Source organism: Xylanivirga thermophila, from assembly GCF_004138105.1.
Lineage (GTDB): Bacteria > Bacillota > Clostridia > Caldicoprobacterales > Xylanivirgaceae > Xylanivirga > Xylanivirga thermophila.
Genome location: NZ_RXHQ01000032.1, coordinates 1 through 22286 on the forward strand (window position 1 = coordinate 1; position 22286 = coordinate 22286).

General features: G+C 37.8%; 17 protein-coding genes and 1 other annotated feature. Of the genes, 15 read left to right on the forward strand and 2 right to left on the reverse strand.

Translation table 11 applies throughout. From position 1 onward, the window contains the following. Nucleotides 1-319: 319 nt before the first annotated feature. From EJN67_RS11630 to EJN67_RS11665, 8 genes are all read left to right on the forward strand, one after another. On the forward strand, nucleotides 320-2425 hold the full coding sequence (locus EJN67_RS11630) for an anaerobic ribonucleoside triphosphate reductase (protein WP_129724473.1): 2106 nt from the start codon (nucleotides 320-322) through the stop codon (nucleotides 2423-2425). 32 nt (nucleotides 2426-2457) lie between these two features. Further along, nucleotides 2458-2940, forward strand: a complete 483-nt coding sequence (gene nrdG, locus EJN67_RS11635; protein WP_129724474.1) for an anaerobic ribonucleoside-triphosphate reductase activating protein — start codon at nucleotides 2458-2460, stop codon at nucleotides 2938-2940. Nucleotides 2941-3017: 77 nt separating this feature from the next. Continuing rightward, nucleotides 3018-3593, forward strand: a complete 576-nt coding sequence (locus tag EJN67_RS11640) for a nucleoside recognition domain-containing protein (RefSeq protein ID WP_129724475.1) — start codon at nucleotides 3018-3020, stop codon at nucleotides 3591-3593. Nucleotides 3594-3602: 9 nt separating this feature from the next. Continuing rightward, entirely contained in the window at nucleotides 3603-4136 is a 534-nt protein-coding gene (locus EJN67_RS11645) for a spore maturation protein (RefSeq protein ID WP_129724476.1), read from the forward strand. Between the two features lie 84 nt (nucleotides 4137-4220). Continuing rightward, nucleotides 4221-4943, forward strand: a complete 723-nt coding sequence (locus EJN67_RS11650; RefSeq protein WP_129724477.1) for a 2-phosphosulfolactate phosphatase — start codon at nucleotides 4221-4223, stop codon at nucleotides 4941-4943. Nucleotides 4944-5002: 59 nt separating this feature from the next. Then, nucleotides 5003-5246 (forward strand) — a binding site (T-box leader). Between the two features lie 45 nt (nucleotides 5247-5291). Next, on the forward strand, nucleotides 5292-7265 hold the full coding sequence (gene metG, locus EJN67_RS11655) for a methionine--tRNA ligase (RefSeq protein WP_129724478.1): 1974 nt from the start codon (nucleotides 5292-5294) through the stop codon (nucleotides 7263-7265). Nucleotides 7266-7275: 10 nt separating this feature from the next. Beyond that, nucleotides 7276-8061 (forward strand): TatD family hydrolase, encoded by a 786-nt coding sequence (locus EJN67_RS11660; RefSeq protein WP_129724479.1) that lies wholly within the window; start codon nucleotides 7276-7278, stop codon nucleotides 8059-8061. 21 nt (nucleotides 8062-8082) lie between these two features. After that, nucleotides 8083-8679: a TatD family nuclease-associated radical SAM protein gene (locus EJN67_RS11665; protein WP_129724480.1), complete on the forward strand. Its 597-nt coding sequence runs from the start codon at nucleotides 8083-8085 to the stop codon at nucleotides 8677-8679. Here the strand turns inward: EJN67_RS11665 and EJN67_RS11670 are convergent, their stop codons facing one another. After that, the gene (locus EJN67_RS11670) at nucleotides 8680-10701 is read right to left on the reverse strand and encodes a penicillin-binding transpeptidase domain-containing protein (protein ID WP_129724481.1); all 2022 of its coding nucleotides are present in this window, start codon (nucleotides 10699-10701) and stop codon (nucleotides 8680-8682) included. It abuts the gene before it with no gap. A 528-nt stretch (nucleotides 10702-11229) separates the two neighbouring features. On the opposite strand from EJN67_RS11670, the gene EJN67_RS11675 reads away from it, so the two are divergent. The 7 genes from EJN67_RS11675 to rsmA all read left to right on the forward strand — a co-directional run bounded on the left by EJN67_RS11675 (nucleotide 11230) and on the right by rsmA (nucleotide 20459). Further along, the gene (locus EJN67_RS11675; protein WP_243641300.1) at nucleotides 11230-13416 is read left to right on the forward strand and encodes a glycoside hydrolase family 3 C-terminal domain-containing protein; all 2187 of its coding nucleotides are present in this window, start codon (nucleotides 11230-11232) and stop codon (nucleotides 13414-13416) included. Nucleotides 13417-13569: 153 nt separating this feature from the next. Next, nucleotides 13570-14445, forward strand: a complete 876-nt coding sequence (locus EJN67_RS11680; RefSeq protein WP_129724482.1) for an AraC family transcriptional regulator — start codon at nucleotides 13570-13572, stop codon at nucleotides 14443-14445. A gap of 150 nt (nucleotides 14446-14595) precedes the next feature. Beyond that, the gene (locus tag EJN67_RS11685) at nucleotides 14596-16059 is read left to right on the forward strand and encodes an ABC transporter substrate-binding protein (protein WP_129724483.1); all 1464 of its coding nucleotides are present in this window, start codon (nucleotides 14596-14598) and stop codon (nucleotides 16057-16059) included. Nucleotides 16060-16147: 88 nt separating this feature from the next. Next, complete coding sequence (locus EJN67_RS11690) at nucleotides 16148-17131, forward strand: carbohydrate ABC transporter permease (RefSeq protein WP_129724484.1); 984 nt, start codon at nucleotides 16148-16150, stop codon at nucleotides 17129-17131. After that, complete coding sequence (locus tag EJN67_RS11695; protein WP_129724486.1) at nucleotides 17121-17975, forward strand: carbohydrate ABC transporter permease; 855 nt, start codon at nucleotides 17121-17123, stop codon at nucleotides 17973-17975. Before EJN67_RS11690 ends, EJN67_RS11695 begins: the two co-directional genes overlap by 11 nt. 361 nt (nucleotides 17976-18336) lie before the next feature. Then, entirely contained in the window at nucleotides 18337-19464 is a 1128-nt protein-coding gene (locus EJN67_RS11700; RefSeq protein ID WP_129724488.1) for a 3D domain-containing protein, read from the forward strand. A 104-nt stretch (nucleotides 19465-19568) separates the two neighbouring features. Further along, nucleotides 19569-20459: a 16S rRNA (adenine(1518)-N(6)/adenine(1519)-N(6))-dimethyltransferase RsmA gene (gene rsmA / locus EJN67_RS11705; RefSeq protein ID WP_129724490.1), complete on the forward strand. Its 891-nt coding sequence runs from the start codon at nucleotides 19569-19571 to the stop codon at nucleotides 20457-20459. A gap of 30 nt (nucleotides 20460-20489) precedes the next feature. Here rsmA and EJN67_RS11710 read toward each other — a convergent pair whose 3' ends face one another. After that, nucleotides 20490-22151 (reverse strand): phosphoenolpyruvate carboxykinase (ATP), encoded by a 1662-nt coding sequence (locus EJN67_RS11710; protein WP_129724492.1) that lies wholly within the window; start codon nucleotides 22149-22151, stop codon nucleotides 20490-20492. Nucleotides 22152-22286 lie beyond the last annotated feature (135 nt).

Here is a 22286-nt window from a genome sequence, read left to right on the forward strand (position 1 = left end):
TACAATTAGAATTAGCCATAGCGAGCACCTCACTGTATTATTTTTTTTTGGTTAAAAATATTATACATGATTTTCTCGCTATGGTTCTATATTTTTTTGGTGTTGCATTTAATTATACAACGAACCAAACTTTTTTATTATAGGGTTACAATTGTTTTAACTGTTTATATATAAAATGTTACGATAAAATAAGATAATTATACTAAATTGGATAAAAACAGATTTAAAGCTGGAGTATAGTATTTTTTAAAATTGATAAACGCAAAAGAATAGTGTATAATCATCAAAGTACAATATATTGTGGTCGGGAGGTAATTTAATGCTATATGTAGTGAAGAGGGATGGCAGAAAGGTTGATTTTGATTATAATAAAATAACCAAAGCCATAAAGGGTGCAGCAGAGGAGATTGCGTTTCCTTTAAAGGAAAGTGAGGCAATAGAATTAACAAGAAATGTTATAGCCCAAATAGAGGAAAGAAATAAGGATAGTATTACAGTAGAAGAGATTCAGGATATAGTAGAAGGTATATTATTGCAGAATGGATATAGGAAAGTAGGAATAGCTTTTTATAATTACAGAAGAGAGCGGAACAAGATAAGGGAAATAAAATCTGATCTTATGAAATCCATTGAACAGATAGGCGTTCAAACGGATAGGGATAACGCAAACGTTGGAAATAATTTTTCAGCCAAGCTTTTAAGAATAGCTAGTGAATCAAATAAATGGCACAATCTTGCAGTTATGCCTAAACATCTGGCTAAGGCCCATGAAAATGGGGATATCTATTATCATGATCTGGATAGTTACAACTTAACTACCAATTGTCTACATATACCTACGGGGGAAATTTTAAAACGGGGGTTCAATACAGGGTATGGGAGTATAAGGACTCCAAAGCGTATAGAATCGGCAGCAGAACTTTCATGTATATTGCTACAATCAACGCAAAACGATATGTTTGGGGGACAGTCCCATGCCGATTTTGACAACGATTTAGGGGACTTTGTTGAGCCTACCAGGCGGGAGATTATAGCAGAACTTAAGGAATACGGCATGGAAGATGATAATATAAAGGAGTTGGCGAAAAAAAAGGTTGAGAAGTCCGTTCATCAGGCAATGCAGGGGATAGTATACAACCTTAATACGATGCATTCTAGGGCAGGAAGCCAAGTACCTTTTTCGTCCATAAACTTAGGTATTCCAAAGAATGAGGATGCGGCACTGGTATGCGAAGCCTTTCTAGAGGAATATGAAAAAGGCTTAGGTAAGGGTGAACAGCCCATATTTCCCAATATAATCTTTAGGATAAAGGATGGAATAAATAAAAAACCAGGGGATCCATACTATTATCTGTATGAATTGGCTTGTAGAGTAGCAGCTAAAAGGATGAATCCCACATTTATGAATATAGATGCAGATTTCAACAAGAGATATTATGAGATGGGATATCTGCCGGCTACTATGGGATGTAGAACATATATAATGTCTAATTGTAATGGAGATCCCGGGGTAAAGGGCAGGGGAAATATAGCACCTACCACAATAAATCTGCCTAGGCTAGGCATACTTGCCAAAAAGGATGTGGATAAATTTTTTGAATTGCTTGATGATAGGTTGGAATTAGCCAAGGAATCTTTACTTAATAGATATGAAGTCTTAAAGAATTTGAGGGTTAAGGATCTTCCTTTTGTAGCAGGGCAAGGGCTTATGAAAGGATCGGAAGGGCTATCGGAGGATGATTCCATAGAACCGATATTAAAACAGGGTACCTGGGCCATAGGGTTTATAGGCCTTGCAGAAACCTTAACTGCCTTAACAGGGCATCACCATGGTGAAAGTGAAGAGGCACAGGAATTAGGTATAAAGATAATAAAGCATATTAGGGAATATACCGATAAAACGACCAAGGAAACCCATTTGAACTGGTCTTGCTATGCAACTCCGGCAGAAGGGTTAAGTGGTAAATTCATAAAGCAAGATAAGAAGGTATTTGGAGAGATAGAAGGGGTTACGGATAAGGATTACTACACAAACTCCTTCCATGTGCCGGTATACTACAATATATCCATTAAAAAGAAGATTAATATAGAAGCTCCATACCATGCATTATGCAATGGTGGACATATAACATATATTGAGTTGGACGACTATCCTACATTGGATGTAATAAAGAGCATAATAGACTATGCCTATAACGAAACAAATATAAATTATGTGGGTATAAATTTTCATATGAAATACTGCAGAGATTGTGGCTGCAGGGTGGAAGCTGAGCATGATAATTGTCCAAAATGCGGTAGTACTAATATTCAGGGTATATCAAGGGTTACTGGATATCTGAGTTTAGATGAAAGGTTTGGAGAAGGCAAGGTGGCAGAGAGGAAGGATAGGATATCCCACACTACAAACAAACATAATTATTAAACCTTGTTTTTATCCCTTAAGGAGGAATATATATGGATCTTCAAATAGCGGGATTTTTAGATAACTCTCTGGTAAACGGGGAGGGTCTTAGGTTCGTAGTTTTTGTATCCGGGTGCAGGCATAACTGCGATGGATGCCATAATAGGGAGATGCAGGATTTTCAATATGGCAAAAGGATGGATGTAGGGGATATTCTGAAAAAAATAGAGGATAATATGCCATTGATAAAAGGGGTAACTTTTTCCGGTGGGGAGCCTTTTGAACAGGCCGAGGCTCTCCATGAGCTGGCCTTAAAAATAAAGGAAAAGGGACTAGATATATGGTGTTATACCGGATATAAAATTGAGGATATAATAAATAGCGGTGATGATAAAAAAATTGCATTACTGAAGGAAGTAGATATATTGGTAGATGGTAAATTTGATAAAAACCTTGTGGATAATCCCCTTAAGTATACGGGATCATCCAATCAAAGAATTATAGATGTTAAAAAATTTCTTTCTAGTACCCTATGAAAGTAATCTGTTGAAGTTATAATGGACAACTATTACCACATATTAATTAGGAAGTAGGACAAAAAGGGTGTGTATATATGGCCGGATTGATATGGCTTTTCCTAATTATATGTGGTATTATTATTGCCTTTTTACAGGGTAATATAGAAGTTGTAACTCAGGCAGCCTTAGAAGGGGCGGCAAAGGCGGTAGAGATAAGCTTTGGACTCATAGGCGCATATTGCTTGTGGCTGGGTCTTATAAAAGTTGCTGAGCGGGCTGGGCTGGTTAAGGCATTATCAAAGAGGATGGGTGGTATAATGGGGTTTTTATTTCCTGATGTACCTAAAGATCATCCGGCAATGGGTGCCATGACCATGAACATCATAGCTAATATGTTAGGGCTTGGAAACGCTGCAACTCCATTTGGTCTAAAGGCTATGGAAAATCTTCAAGATCTTAATAAAGATAGGCATACAGCTACCAATGCCATGGCCATGTTTTTGGTAATAAATACTTCTTCAGTGCAGCTTATTCCTGCAACAGTGGTGGCTTTGCGTACCGCAGCAGGATCACAAAATCCTGCCGAGATAGTAGGTACAGCTCTTATCGCTACTCTTTGTTCTACTATAGTCGGTATTATAAGCGCAAAGATACTTAGTAGATACATGTGAGGTGTTTCTGTGAGTTTTATAAAATGGCTATCCTCCATGGCCATTCCCTTTTTTATATTCATAGTATTGGCATATGGATATGTAAAGGATATAGATGTATATGATACCTTTATAGAAGGGGCGGCTGAAGGGATTTCTACGGTGATAAAGGTGCTTCCATATTTAGTGGCCATGTTTGTGGCCATATCCATATTTCGTGCATCAGGTGCAATGGATATGCTTGTAGGATTTTTATCTCCCATTACCAGTTTTTTAGGCATACCTGCCGAAGTGATGCCTTTAGCAATTATGCGGCCCATGTCAGGTGCAGCATCTACTGGTATGCTGGCTGAGCTTTTAAATGAATATGGACCGGATTCATTTATAGGGCGGGTAGCTTCTACCATGGCAGGATCTACAGAGACCATATTCTATACCCTGTCAGTATACTTTGGTAGTATAGGTATAAGAAAAACCAGGCATACGGTATGGGCTGCTTTATTGGCTGATTTAGCCGGTATTATAGCTTCTGTTTTTATATGCAATTTGGTGTTTGGAACATAAATTTCTTGTTATTTTGATTTATTTTTGGTATCATAAAAGAATGGTGTATATATATTATATAAAGATGGAGGCTTATACGGAGCTATGACAGTAGATGTATACCCGACGAGGGATAGTGTAATCGAGAAGGAAATAAAGGATAAAGTGGTGGTAGTAGTGGATGTTTTAAGGGCTACTAGTACTATCATAACCGCCCTTTATAACGGTTGCAAAGAGGTAATTCCGGTTATGGATATAGAAGAGGCCATGGTTATGACCAAAAACTATGAACGGGATGCTTTTTTGCTAGGCGGGGAGAGAAATGCGGTAAAGATAGAGGGTTTTGATCTGTCGAATTCTCCACTTGAATATACCAGGGACAAGGTGGAAGGCAATACCATAATATTTACTACCACCAATGGGACAAAGGCCATAAAACAGGCGGGAGATGCAAAAAAGGTATTGATAGGTTCCATTATAAATGCCGATGCACTATGTGGTGCTCTTTTGGATTTGGATGCTGATGTTGCATTTGTATGTGCAGGTACGGAAGGCCGTTTTTCCTTGGATGATATAATAGCGGTAGGAGCTATTATAAGCCGTTTAAAGTCAAAGGGTGCACAACTTTCTTTGGATGATTTGGCAATGGTTTGCCTTTATTTATATGAATCCAATAAATCTTCACTGCATGATATCTTAAAGGATACATATCACTATAAAAGATTGTTGGAAGAGGGATTTACAGATGATTTAAAATATTGCTTAACTCCAAACAGGGCCCCTATTGTGCCCATGTATAAGGACGGCGTTATAAAAAATATATATTGACAAAAGCGCAATAATTGCATATATTTATTGAAAAGGTATAAAAATATATATAAACAGATATAAACGCTATGAAGGGAAGAGTAGACAATATCCATATGCCCAAAAGAGAGCCGGATAAGGTGAGAGCCGGCGGCAGAGCTGGATTGTTGAACATGGCCCCTGAGCGGGGTGGCTGAAAGGTTAGTAGGTCGCCACGGACATCTCCGTTATTAGGATGGGACGATTATGTCGTCTTTGAGTCTCTTTGCCGCAAGGCGGGAGAAAATCAGGGTGGTACCGCGAAACATACCCCTCGCCCCTTATGGAGTGAGGGGTTTATATTTTTTATAAAAAGGAAGGGATGGTTTTATGTCAGATAAAAAAACGTTTTATATCACAACCCCCATATATTATCCAAGTGACAAGTTGCATATAGGTCATTCATATACTACGGTAGCAGCCGATGCCATGGCTAGGTTTAAAAGACTTACTGGCTATGATGTGATGTTTTTGACAGGTACGGACGAACATGGACAAAAGATAGAAAAGATTGCTAAAGCCAAGGGTGTTACTCCAAAGGCGTATGTGGATCATATAGTGGATGGTATCAAAAAATTATGGAATATGATGGATATATCATATGATGATTTTATACGTACTACGGACAAGAGACATGAAGTGGTGGTACAAAAGATATTTAAGAAGCTCTATGATCAGGGGGATATATACAAGGGTGAATATAAGGGTTGGTATTGTACCCCATGTGAATCATTCTGGACAGAGAGACAGCTTGAAGACGGCAAATGCCCAGATTGTGGCCGGGATGTGGAACTTGTAAGGGAAGAGGCGTACTTTTTTAAACTCTCAAAATACCAACAACCCCTTATAGATTATATTAAATCCCATGATGAATTTATACAACCCCAATCCAGACAAAATGAGATGATAAATAACTTCTTAAAACCCGGTTTGGAGGATCTTTGTGTATCTCGTACTTCATTTAAATGGGGTATACCGGTAACATTCGATAAGGATCATGTAATATATGTATGGGTTGATGCCCTCTCTAACTATATTACTGCATTAGGTTTTATGACCGATGATGACAGTAAGTATAAAAAATATTGGCCGGCAGATGTTCATCTCGTAGGTAAGGAGATAGTAAGATTTCATACCATTATATGGCCTGCAATGCTCATGGCCCTTGATTTGCCACTTCCTAGACAGGTATTTGGGCATGGTTGGCTCATACTTGAAGGGGGTAAGATGTCAAAATCCAAGGGTAATGTGGTGGATCCTGTAGTCCTTATAGACCGATATGGTTCAGATGCCATAAGATATTTTCTATTGAGGGAAGTGCCCTTTGGTTCCGATGGCGTATTTTCAAATGAAGCGCTAGTAAATCGTATAAATTCTGATTTGGCAAACGATCTGGGAAATCTATTGAGCCGTACTATTGCCATGATAGATAAATATTTTGACGGTATTATACCTGCTCCCGCCGTTGAGGAAGATGTGGATAAGGATTTAAAGGCCGTTGCCCTTGATGCACCTAAGCGAGTAGAAGAGATGATGGATGCTTTGCAGATAAGTAATGCCTTATCTGAGATATGGAAATTAGTATCCCGAACCAATAAGTATATAGATGAAACCGTGCCGTGGGTACTAGCAAAGGATGAAGATAAAAAGGATAGGCTTAAGACTGTAATGTATAATCTGGCAGAGTCATTGAGGTTTATATCGGTACTCATATCCCCTTTCATGATCCATACTCCGGTAGAGATGCAAAGGCAACTGGGTATAAAAGAGGCACATAATATGACCTGGGATAGCCTACAGGCTTTTGGAGCTATAAAGCCTGGGACAGAGGTGCATAGGGGAGATGTCATATTCCCAAGACTTGATATGGAAAAGGAGATAGAGCATTTGACACAGGTTCAGAAAAAAGCTAAGGATATAGATAATAAACAAGTTAAAAAAGATACGGAAAATGTTCAAGAAAAGGATAATAAAACGGATTATATTACCATTGACGAGTTTGATAAAATACAATTAAGGGTAGCAAAAATTGTGGAAGCTGAAAAAGTAAAAAAGGCTGACAAGCTTTTGAAGCTACAACTAGAACTTGGGGACGAAAAACGTCAGGTAGTTTCTGGGATTGCAAAATATTATGAGCCGTCAGAGCTAATTGGTAAGAAGGTAGTATTGGTAGCCAATCTAAAGCCAGTAAAGCTTCGTGGGGAGAAATCGGAAGGAATGATACTTGCAGCCTCCGATGACGAGGATAATCTGGTTTTGGTTACAGTGGATGGTAATATAGAAAGTGGCAGCTTTATAAGCTGAGGTGATTTAGATGTATTTTGATAGTCATGCCCATCTGGATGATGAAAAATTTGATGAAGATAGACATGAAGTGATAGAAGGCCTAAAAAAACGTGGCATATGCGGGGTGATAGATCCGGGGGATTCCATTGATAGCTCCAAAAAGGCAGTTGAGCTTGCAGAGGAGTATGATTTTATATATGCAGCAGTGGGTATACACCCCCATGAGGCGGGAGAAGTAAAGGACGAAGATATGGATATTCTCGCCTCTATGGCTAGCCATCCTAAAGTGGTGGCCATAGGTGAGATAGGCCTTGATTATTATTATGATTTTTCACCTAAGGATAGGCAAAAAGAAGAATTTATAAATCAAATAGAGCTTGCATATCGTTTAGACCTCCCTATAATAATACATGACAGGGATGCCCATGGTGATATGGTGGATATAATAAAAGACCATAGGGATATGATAAAGGGTGGCGTTATGCATTGCTTTTCAGGTAGTTGGGAACTGGCTAAAGTATTTATGGACTATGGGTTTTATATAGCCCTTGGAGGATCAGTCACCTTTAAAAATGCTAGGCGACCGGTAGAAGTGGCACAAAATATTCCCCTTGATCGCCTATTGATTGAGACCGATAGTCCCTATATGACCCCTGTGCCATATAGAGGGCAGAGAAATGACCCGGGATATGTATCACTGGTAGCCCAAAGGATAGGTGAGCTAAGGAATATGAATGGGGAAGATATTGGATATATAACGGCTCAAAATATCCCCAAGGCTTTTCCTAAGGTTTCTACCCCGATTCAATCTTAGATATGTGGAGGAAAGATGAGAATGGATAATATTTATGTATATCAGCTAGGGGATTCCCTTTATGTAAATTTGACCAACAGATGTACCAATAGATGTAGCTTTTGCGTAAGAAATGAAGACGGTGACAAGATTGGAGGATATGATCTTTGGCTTGAGAAGGAACCTACAGCAGAGGAGATCATAAAGCTTATAGAGGATCCCATTAAGTATGATGAAATAGTTTTCTGTGGTTACGGGGAACCGACTATAAAGCTAGATGAAATTATAGAGGTAGCCAAATGGATAAAGGGAAAAGGTGGTACAACAAGGATAAATACCAATGGACAAGCCAATCTATACCATGGATATAATGTGGTGCCCAAATTAAAGGGGCTGATAGATACCGTATCTATCAGCCTTAATGCCAAAAATGCAAAGGAATATGAAGAGGTTTGCCATTCTGATTATGGAGAGGAAGGCTTCTATGGTATGCTTGACTTTGCTAGGGAGTGTAGTAAGGTTATCCCAAATGTAGTATTATCTGTAGTGGATATACTACCTGAGGAAGACATAGAAGCATGTAGAAGGATAGCCGAGGATGTAGGCGCTACATTAAGGGTACGTGAAATGATAAAATAATTATCTATTATAATATGTTTCGAATATTTTTTTAGCAATATCTATCTTTATTGCCCCCTGATTTGCTGGTACTTCAAGTGCTATGCATACGAGCAGGGGGTTTTCTGTTTGATCTACTGTAAAAGCTACTATCCATGCTATTTCCTTGTCTTTTTCTTCATTTATTTGGGCTGTACCGGTTTTTGCGGCTAATTTTATATTTGGCATTTTAATGCCATGGGCTGTACCGCTTGGATCCTCAACTGTGTCTATAAGGGCTGCAAGTAATATCTCATTGGTTTTCCCATCTATCATATTATTTCGAGCCATATTCCGTCCAAATGAGGATTTTATATTTTCTTCTGAATCGGTAGTCTTATTTACCAGTTTGGGCCATACCATGCTGCCATTATTGGAGAATACCGTATACATAGATGCAAGCTGCAAGGGAGATATAAGAACCTCTCCCTGACCATAACCAGTGTCGGCAACTAATGGTTCGATCCATGGGGATGCACCTTTTTTTATTTGGGAAGGGGCAACCTGCAATGGAAATGGTACATCTACGCCAAAGCTGTATAGCTTTGCATACTTTTCTATATTAGGTCCACCGAGATTTAGGGCTGTCCATGCAAAATATATATTATCCGACCATACGATGGCATTTCTAAGATTTACAGGCCCATCAGGATGTGGAGTACGGTGTATTGCCCTATCACCCCATTCATCGGAAGGGCGCCATGTAGTGTTTTTAGCTTCTTCTACTATGGTATGGGGTGTAATGGCCCCTTCGGTAAGCCCCATTGCAGCTATAAACGGTTTTAGGGTTGAACCAGGTGTATAGGCGGAAATAGCACGGTTTACAAAGGGTTTATCCTCATTATTTGAAAGGGCTTCCCACTGGGATGAGGATATCCCAAGCGGGAACGGATTAGGATCATAGGATGGATTGCTTGCCATGGTGAGTACTTCTCCGGTTATGGGTTGAAGGACTACTATGGAGCCCTTTTGACCATCTAAAAGTTTGCTAGATAGTGTTTGGAGCTCTCCATCTATGGATAATACTACATTGTCGCCATGTTCTACATCAAGTTTTGCTATGTCAGATTTCTTCTTTTTATCTTTGTCTTTTATATATATGGTATATCCTTTTTTCCCAGATAATATATCGTTCATAGATCGTTCTATACCACTTCTGCCTATAAGACTGTTTTCATCATATCCCCGCTCTGGGTGTTTTTCCATATCCTCCTTATTTGCTTTTTGAACGTAACCAGTGATATGGGCAGCAGTATCTTCATAGGGATATTGCCTCGTGATTATGTGCTTGCTAGATAGTTTTACTCCCTTTACTGCTAATATTTGATTTTTAAATTCGTCAGATATATTTATGGGATAGGATTTTAGTGGTACGAAGGTATCGTCCTTTACCCATTTTTGCGATAATTGCTTTAGTATATAATCGGGAGTGACTTCGATGATGGATCCAAGGTTTTTTGCAAATTCTTCCTTATCCGGTATAGAACCTGGAACCGCTCCAACAGTATAGGCTTCTCCATCTAATGCCATGGCATTTTGATACCTATCCAGTATACTTCCCCTTTTAGGGCGTACCTCTTCTATGTATACACCTTCGTCATCCTCTAATGAAGGGAATATTAACTTTGTAGACCAGTCTATTTTCCAGCCGCTTTTTTCCTTTACAAGGGGGATGGTGTAGCTCTGTTTAAATGAGGATATGGTATTTGTATGGAATGTGATATCTACAGGTATATATGCAGTATCCTTTTCTACCATCTCTTCTCCGAAGGTTTGTTCCATATCCTTAAGTCCTATTGCTGAAAATATCTTGTTGTATCTTGAAGTAAAATCTTCTTTCGATATTTTTCCTTTAGATGATTCAGATAAAAGCCCGTACATATCATCATACTTGCCGTTCTTCCACTGTTCCACAAAGGCCTTACTACTATCAATGGGACTTTGTTGGCTGCAGGATGTAAGTATTAACACCATGCATAGAAGTAGAATATATAATTTTTTCATAAAAATTTATGCCTCCTGTATTTTAAAAGTATTATTATGGATTTCCTAGTATATAAATTGCATTATTTTTATTTACTATAATATTACCTTAATTTATCGGTTTTTGCATCAACTTTTTTCAGGTTTTGGTTCGTAATATAAAGCATAATGGTACAAAATTTTTAAAATATGAATATTTGGCCTGCAGAGAGTGGCAGGAGTACATAAAGGCATATTGGATAAGTATTTTTTCATACGAGTAGCTGAATAGATAGACATGGCCTTGTTAAGAGGTAGTACATTTAATATTGCAAATTAGAAATAATTTAGAAGAACAGGAAAATTTGGATCAATATATTGACAAATACCAAATGTGTTGATATACTACATTATAGTAAGTTCATTGAATGAACTAATAAAATCACTAATAGACAAATATTCATTAATTGTATCAAAGTATTATTATTTTAAAAATCAGATTTTGTATTGCATCATATGTTGTAACAGTTAAAGCTTAGCCTATTTAAAATATAATAGGAGGGTAGCAGTATGGATAAGAGCATGGAAGATGTACCATTGTATAAGGATACAACTAAGGATTTTGAAGAAAGGGTAGAGGATCTGGTAAAACATTTATCTCTAGAAGAAAAAGTGTCTCAACTGGTCTATAATGCTTCTGCCATATCAAGTTTAGGTATTCCTGAATATAACTGGTGGAATGAATGTATACATGGTGTTGCTAGGGCAGGAGTAGCTACTGTTTTTCCTCAAGCTATTGGAATGGCAGCCTCTTTTAATCAGGATCTTGTATATAAAGTAGCCGTAGCTATATCTGATGAAGGTAGGGCAAAATATCATGAATTTACCCGCCAAGGGGATCGTGGTATATATAAGGGACTGACTTTTTGGTCTCCTAATATAAATATATTTCGTGATCCACGTTGGGGAAGGGGACAAGAAACTTATGGAGAAGATCCATATCTTACAGGTAGAATGGGAGTTGCCTTTGTTAAGGGATTGCAAGGGGATCATCCTAAATATTTAAAAACAGTTGCCACACCTAAGCATTATGCAGTACATAGTGGACCAGAATCTCTTAGGCATGAATTTAATGCTAAGGTTAATAAAAAAGACATGTATGAGACATATCTACCGGCTTTTAAAGAAACTGTAAAAGAGGGAAAAGCATATTCAATTATGGGTGCTTATAACAGAACAAATGACGAGCCTTGTTGTGCTAGTCCTACTCTGCTGCAAAAAATTTTGAGGGATGACTGGGGATTTGAAGGATTTGTAGTATCTGACTGTGGTGCTATAGAGGATATATATGAACCCCATAAAGTAGCATCCAGTCCGGAAGAAGCAGCAGCTATGGCATTTAAAAATGGTTGTGATTTATGTTGCGGGAAAATATTTAAGAATTTATTAAAAGCAATACAGGAAGGTCTTATAACTGAGGAAGAGGTAGATGTTTCAGTAAAAAGATTATTTATGGCCCGTTTCAAATTGGGAATGTTTGATCCAGAAGAAGAAGTACCATATACTCAGATACCTTACGAGGTAAATAACTGTAATGAGCATATACAATTGGCATTGGATACTGCTAGAGAATCTATGGTATTGTTGAAAAATGAAGGCAATTTGCTGCCTTTAAGCAAGACGTTGGGGACTATTGCTGTTATAGGACCTAATGCTCAATCCCAAAAAATACTATTAGGCAATTATAGCGGTACTCCTTCAGAGTATGTGACGGTACTTGATGGGATTAGAAGAAAGGTATCTCCTGACACTAAAGTTTTATATGCAGAAGGCTGCGAACTAGCCAATACATCTGAAGGATATTGGGGAGCTAAACCCACTAAGGGATTTGCTGAAGCTATAGCCGCTGCCGAACGTGCAGATGCAGTTATTATGTGTATGGGTATATCTCCTGCATTGGAAGGGGAAGAAGGAGAGGTAGCTGAATCTGATGGAGGAGGCGATAGGACAAAATTAGATCTTCCAGGATTACAAGAAGAACTTTTGAAAACTATATATAGCTTAGGTAAACCAGTGGTATTGGTTATATTAAATGGCAGTCCCCTATCTATCAACTGGGCACAGGAAAATATACCCGCAATACTAGAGGCTTGGTATCCTGGAGAACAGGGTGGAAACGCAGTAGCTGATGTTATATTTGGAGATTATAACCCAGCAGGTCGTCTACCTGTAACTTTTGTCAAATCTTTAGATGATATACCTCCATTTACAGACTATAATATGAAGGGTAGAACATATAGGTTTATGGAGAAAGAATCTTTATATCCCTTTGGATATGGCCTTAGTTATACGACATTTGAATATAGCAACTTAAGGTTAAATTCTGATATCATAAAAGTAGGAGAAGGTATAAATGTAAAAGTTGATGTTGAAAATGTTGGTTTTATAGCAGGGGATGAAGTAGTACAATTATATTTAAAGGACATAGAGGCCTCTGTAGATGTACCTATATGGGAGCTTAGGGGAGTTAAACGTATACATTTAGGGCCTTCAGAGAAGAAGACAATAGAGTTTAATATAGCACCTAGACAGATGGCTTTGATAGATGAACAAGGCAGATGCTTACTTGAACCTGGTCAATTTAGGGTATATGTAGGAGGGCAGCAACCTGATAAACGAAGTGAAGTTCTAACAGGCAAAAAGGTATTGTCATGTGAGTTTGAAGTAAAAGGTGGCATATTGGAGATGGAATACTGATATATTGCCTTAGTAGATTATTAACTAGGGTATTGGTTAAACAGAATTTACCGATAAAACAAGTTATCACTTTATGTGGACTTCATAACGCTTAAAGGTCTGGAATCAAAGGCCTTATCCACTTTATTTAGCAAATTAAGGAGGATTATTTCTATGATCGAGAGTTTAAACGGGATCTATGAAACTGTAAATTATCATGATGATTTTAAAATGCGAATTTACTGGAATGAGCAATATGAAGATTATCCGCAGCACTGTCATAATGCTTTTGAAATCATAATGCCTGTTGAAAACATATATAAGGTAGTCATAGATGAAGAGATGTACAATCTAAATCCTCAAGATATTATCATTATCCCTTCAAACACATTACATCAATTATATGCCCCATCTACTGGGTATCGGATTATAATGCAGTTTGATCGTTTTATGTTTGGTAATTTGGACGATTTAAATAAAGAGTTATATATGTTTTATCCTTGCGTGACCGTCACTTCTTCTTCAATGTCCAATATGCGTAAAGAGCTTTCATCACTTATTTTAAGTATGACAACGGAATATTTTTCCACCCTGCCATTTAGAGAGCCATCGATTTATTCCATGCTACTACGTTTTTTCACCATTCTGGGAAGATATTATACATATAATGATAATAAGTTATCAAATATAAAGTGTAAGAAGCCGATTAAATATATGGAATGGTTAGATGATGTGTGTAGATATATAAACGGAAATTGTACTGAGAATATCAAGATAGATGATGTAGCAAACGTTGCCGGATTCAGCAAATCTAATTTCGCACGCCTTTTTAAACAGAGTATGGATATATCTTGGTATGATTATTTGAACAATTGTAGGATCATGCATGCTGAAAAATTATTGCTGGAAACAGATTTACCCATAATGCAGGTTGCTATGAAATCAGGTTTTGGTAGCATCGCGACATTTAACCGTTTATTCAGAACTAAAAAGCATTGTACTCCCACGGAGTATAAAACTCTTTACCTAAATAATTGTGATACAGGTTAAAAGTTAAAGTATATTAACCATTTTACGTTTGGTAATATTTGATTAATAACTAGTAATATTTGAGTAGAGTATTTAGAATGTATGTTATATACTACTATTTAAAAGCAAATCTTTTGTGAAAAATTCACAAAAAATTAGAGGAGGGAAATCATGAAAAAACGTATTTTGGCTATTTTTTTAGTCTGTATACTGATTATGTCTGTTACATTAGCAGGTTGTGAAAAGAAAGAAGGAGAGGGGACGGTGGGTGACGCCGATTCTTCTAATGTCAAAGATACTGATGAATCTAAAGATAAAGACAATGATAAGGACAAAGACAAAGACAATGACAAAGATACTAAGGAAGTCACCAACGATCCTAATGTGAAGGTTATAAACCTTTGGAGTTTTACCGACGAAGTTCCTAATATGCTTGAAAAGTACAAGGAGCTTAACCCTGATTTTCCTTATGAAATTAAGACTACTATTATAGCTACTACAGATGGTGCATATCAACCTGCCCTCGATCAAGCACTTGCAAGTGGCGGCGAGGATGCTCCAGACATTTATTGTGCAGAGGCTGCGTTTGTATTAAAGTACACACAAGGTGATGCCTCTAGCTATGCCGCACCCTATAAAGATCTTGGTATTGATGTGGATAACCTTATAAAAGAGGCTGACATTGCCCAATATACGATTGATATAGGCACAAATCCTAATGATGATCTTGTAGGACTCGGATATCAGGCTACCGGTGGTGCGTTCATATATCGCCGTTCTATTGCGAAAGATGTTTGGGGTACTGATGATCCTGCAACTATCAAGGATAAAGTAGGGCCTGGTTGGGATAAGTTCTTTGATGCTGCTAAAGATCTTAAAGCAAAGGGCTATGGTATTGTATCTGGCGATGGTGATATATGGCATGCAGTTGAAAACAGTTCAGAAAAGGGTTGGATTGTAGATGGCAAGCTTTATATCGATCCCCTACGTGAGGAATTCTTAGATCTCTCTAAGAAACTCAAGGACAATGGTTATCATAATGATACCCAGGATTGGCAGGATGCTTGGTACGCTGATATGAAAGATGCTGGTCCTCAGAAAATATTTGGTTTCTTTGGCCCTGCATGGCTCATTAACTATGTTATGGCGGGAAATTCCGGTGGAGAGAAACCAGGTGAGGGAACATACGGTGATTGGGCAGTATGTGAGCCACCAGTTGGATTCTTCTGGGGAGGTACATGGGTGCTAGCAAATAAGGACAGCAAGGTAAAGGCTGCTGTGGGTGATATAATTAAATGGATTACCCTTGACAGTTCTGAAACCGGGCTTCAATACTTCTGGGCTAATGGTACCCTCAACGGTCCCGAAGGTACAAAGGATACAGTTGCTTCTGGTACAGTTATGAAGAAGTCTGACGGTGCACTTGACTTCTTGGGTGGGCAGAATATGTTTGATGTATTCGTTCCTGCAGGTGAATTTGCTACCGGAACAAACTTGACACAATATGACGAGACAATCAACACCTACTGGCGTGAGCAGGTACGTGAGTATACTGCCGGTAATAAGAGCCGCGAACAGGCTATAGCTGATTTCAAGCAGCAAGTTGCTGATAATCTTGATATTATTGTGGAGTAGTTTAATATTACTGGGCGGGCGGTACTTCCGTCTGCCCAATTTTACGTTATCATTAATGTTGTTTATGCTTTACCGGAGGTGAATTCATTTGAAAAGAAAAAGCGTTAGCTATGCTAAATATGGTTATATATTTTCTATACCTTTCGTAGTCATATTCCTTATATTTTCGCTGTATCCTATAATCTATACTGCTGTTATCGGTTTTACCGATCTTAAAGGATTGGGCAGGACGGATATTAAATTTTTGGAGGATCCTTTTATGAATTTTAAGGCTGTCCTCAAAAATCCATCTTTTATAAAATCGCTATCAAATACAGCGGTGATATGGGTTATTAACTTTATTCCACAAATTCTTATAGCACTTATGCTTACAGCATGGTTTACCAATCAACGTTATAAGATGAGGGGTCAAGGTGTATTTAAAGTTTTGTTTTATATGCCTAATATTATTACGGCTGCAACAATAGCCATACTTTTCAATTCATTATTTGGGTATCCTAAAGGGCCTGTTAATGATCTGTTCAAGATGTTGGGATTATCCGATGAACCGATTAATTTCCTAATTAATCAGTGGACAGCGAGGGGGATCGTGGCATTTATCCAGTTTTGGATGTGGTATGGTTATACCATGATAGTGCTTATTGCAGGCGTAACAGGCATAAACCCTGCAATTTTTGAGGCGGCAGAGATTGATGGTGCAACAAATACACAAACTTTTTTCCATATAACCCTACCCAATTTGAGGACTATAATGCTCTATATGTTAGTTACTAGTATGATCGGTGGTTTGCAGATGTTCGATATACCAAAACTATTTTTGAATGGAGGTCCAGATAACGCTACACTAACAACAAGTGTTTTTATTTATAATCAGGCGTTCAGCGGGAGCTATATGTATAATCGTGCAGCAGCTGCAAGTATGATTATGTTTGTTATAGCGGTGATATTGTCAGGTATACTTTTCTATATTATGCGTGATAAATACGAAGTACAACGAAAAAAAGAAGCAAAGAAAGCATTAAAACAAAAAAATGGGAAAATCCTGGAAGGAGGTCAACGGTATGGAATATAATAATAAAAAATCTCGCTCTAGCTATGCAGCGATAATAATTAAATATATTGTTTGCATTTTACTGGGTATTTTAAGCATATTACCATTTTGGATTATGTTTATGAACGCGACGCGGGGAACATATGAGATTCAACAGAATTCCATATCATTATTGCCTTCCAATCATTTTGTAAGCAATCTAAACATCCTGCGTGGAAAGAGTTTTAATCCAGCTAAGGGTTTTTTAAATTCGCTAATAATATCTTCAGGTGCGACAATTTGCACTGTGTACTTTTCATTACTTACTGCCTATGCATTAGTAGCATACGATTGGAGAATGCGTCAGCCATTTTTCACATTTATAATGGCAATTATGATGATTCCTGCACAGGTATCTGGTATCGGTTTTTATCAGTTTATGTATAAACTTCATTGGACTAACAGTTTTTTACCACTGATATTACCAGCGATAGCTTCACCTACGGCAGTATTCTTTATGAGACAATATTTACTTGGCGCGCTATCATTGGATCTTGTTGATTCTGCACGAATAGACGGTGCTGGCGAGTTTAGTATATTTAATAGGATGATTTTGCCGATTGCAAAACCGGCCATGGCTACACAGGCAATTTTCGCCTTTGTGGGAAGTTGGAACAATTTATTTACGCCGATGATATTGCTTACTGATCGTGATAAATACACAATGCCTATAATGGTAAGCCTATTGCGTGGAGACATCTATAAGACGGAGTATGGCTCAATATATTTAGGATTGTCTTTGACGGTGTTGCCTCTATTTATAATATATTTTATACTATCAAAGTATATAATAGAGGGAGTTGCGCTGGGCAGTATTAAGGAGTAAAACCGGAATATGATTTAGTACATTATAATATACTACATCATATTCTATAAGCTATCTAACATTTAGCATATGTTAGATAGCTTCTTTATTTATTGATATATTTTATGGTTATACTTTTCTTTGGTCTACAGTAATTTGATGCTATCTATTTCAAATAAAAACTTGCTTATAAGAACCATATCTGGTATTATAGAAAAGCATTTTTGAACTTTTATAGCAATGGAGGTATAACAATCCAAAACGTTGGCATAATATAGTATAAGATAAGATTATTACAAAACCTTGACGAATTATTAAGATTGTGTTACAATGTTAGCGTTTTAAAAATGGTGCTCCATAAACTATAAAAGGAGGTTTTCTCATGGAACCTAATAAACCGGGCGGTTTAAAGCATAGGAATATGATTGTGCTGTTAATTGCCCTGGGCTTAATGGTAGGAGCTATGACAGGGTTTGCTTATCAAGCATCAAATGGCAGTAATAATAAACAGGTGCTAATAGATGATGATGGGCAAACGGTAGAGGTTTTAACTAGAGAAAATACCGTAGGAGAAGTATTAGAACGTTATAATATAAAGCTCGATAAAGGTGATGTTGTAACACCTGATTTAGATGAAAATCTAGAACAAGACTCCTCCATAACTATACGAAGGGCTATGCCAATCACTGTAGTAGCTGATGGACAACAAAAGGAGATTTACTTAACTGAAGGTACTATAAAAGAAGCAATAGCCGAAGCGCAAGTTAAGTTGAATGAGAACGATTTAGTAAACTATGCATTAGATGATAATATAACGCCAAGGGCGTATGTAGTTATAACTCGTGTAGACAACAAGGTATTAGTAGAAAAAGATTCCATACCATTTAAAACAGTAACTAGAAACAACGATAAGTTATATGAAGGTACTAAGAAAGTGGTGCAGGAAGGTAAAAATGGCGAACTGCATAAGGAGATAGAGGTGGAATACAGGGATGGTCTGGAGGTAAATAGACAGCTAAAAGATGAAAAGGTAGCTGTTAAGCCGGTAGATAAGGTAATAGAAATAGGTACAGCAAAGAAACCGGAACCTAAGACTATAACGGTGGCATCTAGGGGTGCTTCCCGTACTAAAAAGAAAACGTCTAGTGTTGCAAAAACTACTGCATCTAGAGGCGGGAGCCGATCAACCCAGACATCAGAAGCCAGCAATAAATCTAGTGGAGAGGTATTTCGTGCTACAGCCTATACCTATACATGTGATGGAGGCAGTAGAACAGCTACAGGAGTAGTTCCTAAACCTGGTATGATAGCAGTAGATCCTAGGGTTATACCATTAAAATCTACTGTATATGTAGAATTTCCAAAGGGTTGGGAACATCTGAATGGATATTATAAGGCCATGGATACTGGTGGCGCCATAAAGGGTAATAGAATAGATGTATTTATGGCAAATGAAAGCCTGTGCCGTAACTTTGGCCGTAGAAGTGTAAAAATATATTTTAAAAAATAACAGAATTTTGTTGGAGCACAAATAGGGTGGGAGATATCTTCCATCCTATTTATTTCTTTCAGGTTTCCCTTTATGCTATAATATCTTGTAAGGAGGCAAGACAGGTGGAGAAATTTACACAATCTTTAACATCGCCAAAGGCGTTAAATGATATTATAAGCCGCCATGGTTTTTCTTTTAGCAAGACCTTAGGGCAGAATTTTCTCATTGATAGAAATATACTGGATAAAATAATCGATGGGGCTAATATATCGCCAGGTGATAATGTACTGGAAGTAGGCCCAGGTGTAGGAACACTGACTAGGGAATTAGCAGGTAAAGCCAAGGACGTAGTAGCAGTGGAGATCGATAAGGCATTGATGCCCATATTGGAAGAAACCCTAGGAGATTTAGATAATGTTTCAATAGTGCAAGGTGATATATTAAAACTGGATTTGTATGATCTTATTGCTAGATATTTTGATGATGAACGATTTAAAGTGGTTGCAAATCTGCCATACTATATAACTACACCTATTATAATGAATTTCTTAGAGAGTGGTGTACCGGTGGATAGCATAATAGTCATGGTGCAGAAGGAAGTAGCCCAGAGGATGGCTGCACAGCCATGCAGCAAGGATTATGGCGCCCTTACAGTAGCAGTCAACTATTATAGCAAGCCTCGTATAATAACAAAGGCGCCAGCTAGTGTATTTATGCCAAAGCCTAAAGTGGATTCTATGGTTATAGCATTGGATAGGCGGGAGGAGCCGCCAGTATTGGTAGGGGACAAGGAATTATTTTTTAAAGTAATAAAATCTGCATTTTCAATGAGGCGCAAGACCCTTTTAAACAGTCTGTCCAATCTGGAAGCATATACAGGCCTTACTAAGGATGCTTTAAGAAGTGCATTAAACGCCTGTGGCATAGATGGCGGGCGTAGAGGAGAGACATTGAGTATAGAAGAATTTGCTATGGTGACAAACAGCATAAATGATATATTAAAAAAGGATTAGGCTTTATGCCTAATCCTTTTTTAAAACTTTTTATATTTGTTCTGCTTCTGATACTACCTTATTCATAGCATTCAATGCCTCTTCAGGTAGTTTATCAAATCCTTCTTTGAAGGTATTGCGTGATTCTATAAATTGAGCTCTGTCCTTCATTCTAGCGATAAACTGCTTTCTATATTCAGCATCGTTAAAGTCTGGTTCGAAGCCTTCTACAGGGATATATTCAAGGCCAGATAGATTTCCTAGGCTCTCGAATTTAGCGGTACCTTCAACTATCTGTTCTACCAAACCTAGAGTGGTTTCTTTGGTTACCTTTTTACCCATAAAAGCACCAGTATTTATTATATAGCATGCAACATTTCGTTCTTCAAATAGGGCTTTGAATTTCTTATAATCCTCAGCCAAGGGATAAGTTCTAAATGGATTTGCATATGGCTCAACAACCAATGCATTAGGATCTACACCTTCAGCTAGTCTTTCAGCGGATGTCCTCTTTGTAGCGAGGGTTGCACCCATTACAGATGCTAGTACTGGGCTGTTTATCTTAACAAGAGGTGGTAAGGTAGGATCCTTCATGATCCACATTATTGCATTACATGGTTCGCCAAACTTGTCAACTCTATTTGGAGACCAGAGTTTAGATTTTATAGCACGTCCATTACCGTTTCGTACATCTTCTGTAAGCAGTACTACGTTGCCATTCTCATCGAGGGTAGCACCGGTATTTTGAACGGTCAGTAAAAATTTGTTGTCTGGAGAATCCATTGGGTAATCCTGTGTTTTATCGAAATATGATGGCTCAAGCGCTATTGAAGAGCCGTCCTCTGTGGATATTACAAAAGCATCATCGTGAAGCACTGTGATATCATATTTACCGTCATGACGTGCATGGGTGATGGTAGATTTACCAGAGCCAGATAGACCAAATACACCTAGAACAACTTTTCTACCATCGGAAAGGTTGTAACGTTTCTGACCACCATGGCAGGAAGCATATCCGTGACGATTTGCAATACCCCAAGCCAGGGTGAGGGTACCTTTTTTGTGTTCTCCAAAGTATCTCATGCCTAGTATGGCAGCACAGTTGTGCTGTGGATCAAAGAATGACAGTCCCATTGGATGATCGGGATGTTTCCAATCTGGATCGGAGAATATGTAGATATCTCCTTCATTTTCTAATAGTTTGGAATCTTTATACATGTCATAAAAATGTTCCGTGATATATTGGAAATTAAGCATCCATGAATACATTATATTTTCATGATTTTCTGGGATAAGCAGATGGGCTTTTACCATAAAATCCTTATCCAAACCAATATACGCTGTTGCATGGTAGAGTTTTCTGTATCTGGTGTCATATAGAGCTTCTCTTATTTTTCCTGCATATTCTTCCTGATCTACGCCAGGCTCGCCTAAAATACGTCTTGCAGCTGCAGCACGTCCCTTTACCTTACCATCATTAAATAGGAGAACCTTCGATTCTGGATCAAGACCTATTTCCTCAGGCTTATAAACGGGTATATCTGTAACGATAGTTCCAGGTGAAGCTGCTGCTAATTTATATGCCTCTTTGATTGTACTGATTCTTTGCACATTATTACCATAAAAGCCAGTTTCAATAGTGGAGCGAATCTGAGAATTTATGGGGTTCTTAGCCTTTATTTCACTTATTTTAAAATGTTCTATAGTTGCCATATTCATACTCCTCCTTCAAAAGATGAAATTTTGATTCGTTAGAGTTGCACGCAACACCAAAATACTAACCCATTATATAATATATCACGAGGATCTAAAAAATACAATGCATTTTAATATAATTGTTAAAAATTT

Coding starts and splice junctions, on each gene's coding strand:
- EJN67_RS11685 (WP_129724483.1), top strand. CDS start 14,596: ATGAAAAAACGTATTTTGGCTATTTTTTTAGTCTGTATACTGATTATG.
- EJN67_RS11700 (WP_129724488.1), top strand. CDS start 18,337: ATGGAACCTAATAAACCGGGCGGTTTAAAGCATAGGAATATGATTGTG.
- EJN67_RS11650 (WP_129724477.1), top strand. CDS start 4,221: ATGACAGTAGATGTATACCCGACGAGGGATAGTGTAATCGAGAAGGAA.
- EJN67_RS11675 (WP_243641300.1), top strand. CDS start 11,230: ATGGATAAGAGCATGGAAGATGTACCATTGTATAAGGATACAACTAAG.
- EJN67_RS11640 (WP_129724475.1), top strand. CDS start 3,018: ATGGCCGGATTGATATGGCTTTTCCTAATTATATGTGGTATTATTATT.
- EJN67_RS11695 (WP_129724486.1), top strand. CDS start 17,121: ATGGAATATAATAATAAAAAATCTCGCTCTAGCTATGCAGCGATAATA.
- EJN67_RS11665 (WP_129724480.1), top strand. CDS start 8,083: ATGGATAATATTTATGTATATCAGCTAGGGGATTCCCTTTATGTAAAT.
- EJN67_RS11630 (WP_129724473.1), top strand. CDS start 320: ATGCTATATGTAGTGAAGAGGGATGGCAGAAAGGTTGATTTTGATTAT.
- EJN67_RS11660 (WP_129724479.1), top strand. CDS start 7,276: ATGTATTTTGATAGTCATGCCCATCTGGATGATGAAAAATTTGATGAA.
- EJN67_RS11680 (WP_129724482.1), top strand. CDS start 13,570: ATGATCGAGAGTTTAAACGGGATCTATGAAACTGTAAATTATCATGAT.
- EJN67_RS11670 (WP_129724481.1), bottom strand. CDS start 10,701: ATGAAAAAATTATATATTCTACTTCTATGCATGGTGTTAATACTTACA.
- nrdG (WP_129724474.1), top strand. CDS start 2,458: ATGGATCTTCAAATAGCGGGATTTTTAGATAACTCTCTGGTAAACGGG.
- EJN67_RS11710 (WP_129724492.1), bottom strand. CDS start 22,151: ATGGCAACTATAGAACATTTTAAAATAAGTGAAATAAAGGCTAAGAAC.
- metG (WP_129724478.1), top strand. CDS start 5,292: ATGTCAGATAAAAAAACGTTTTATATCACAACCCCCATATATTATCCA.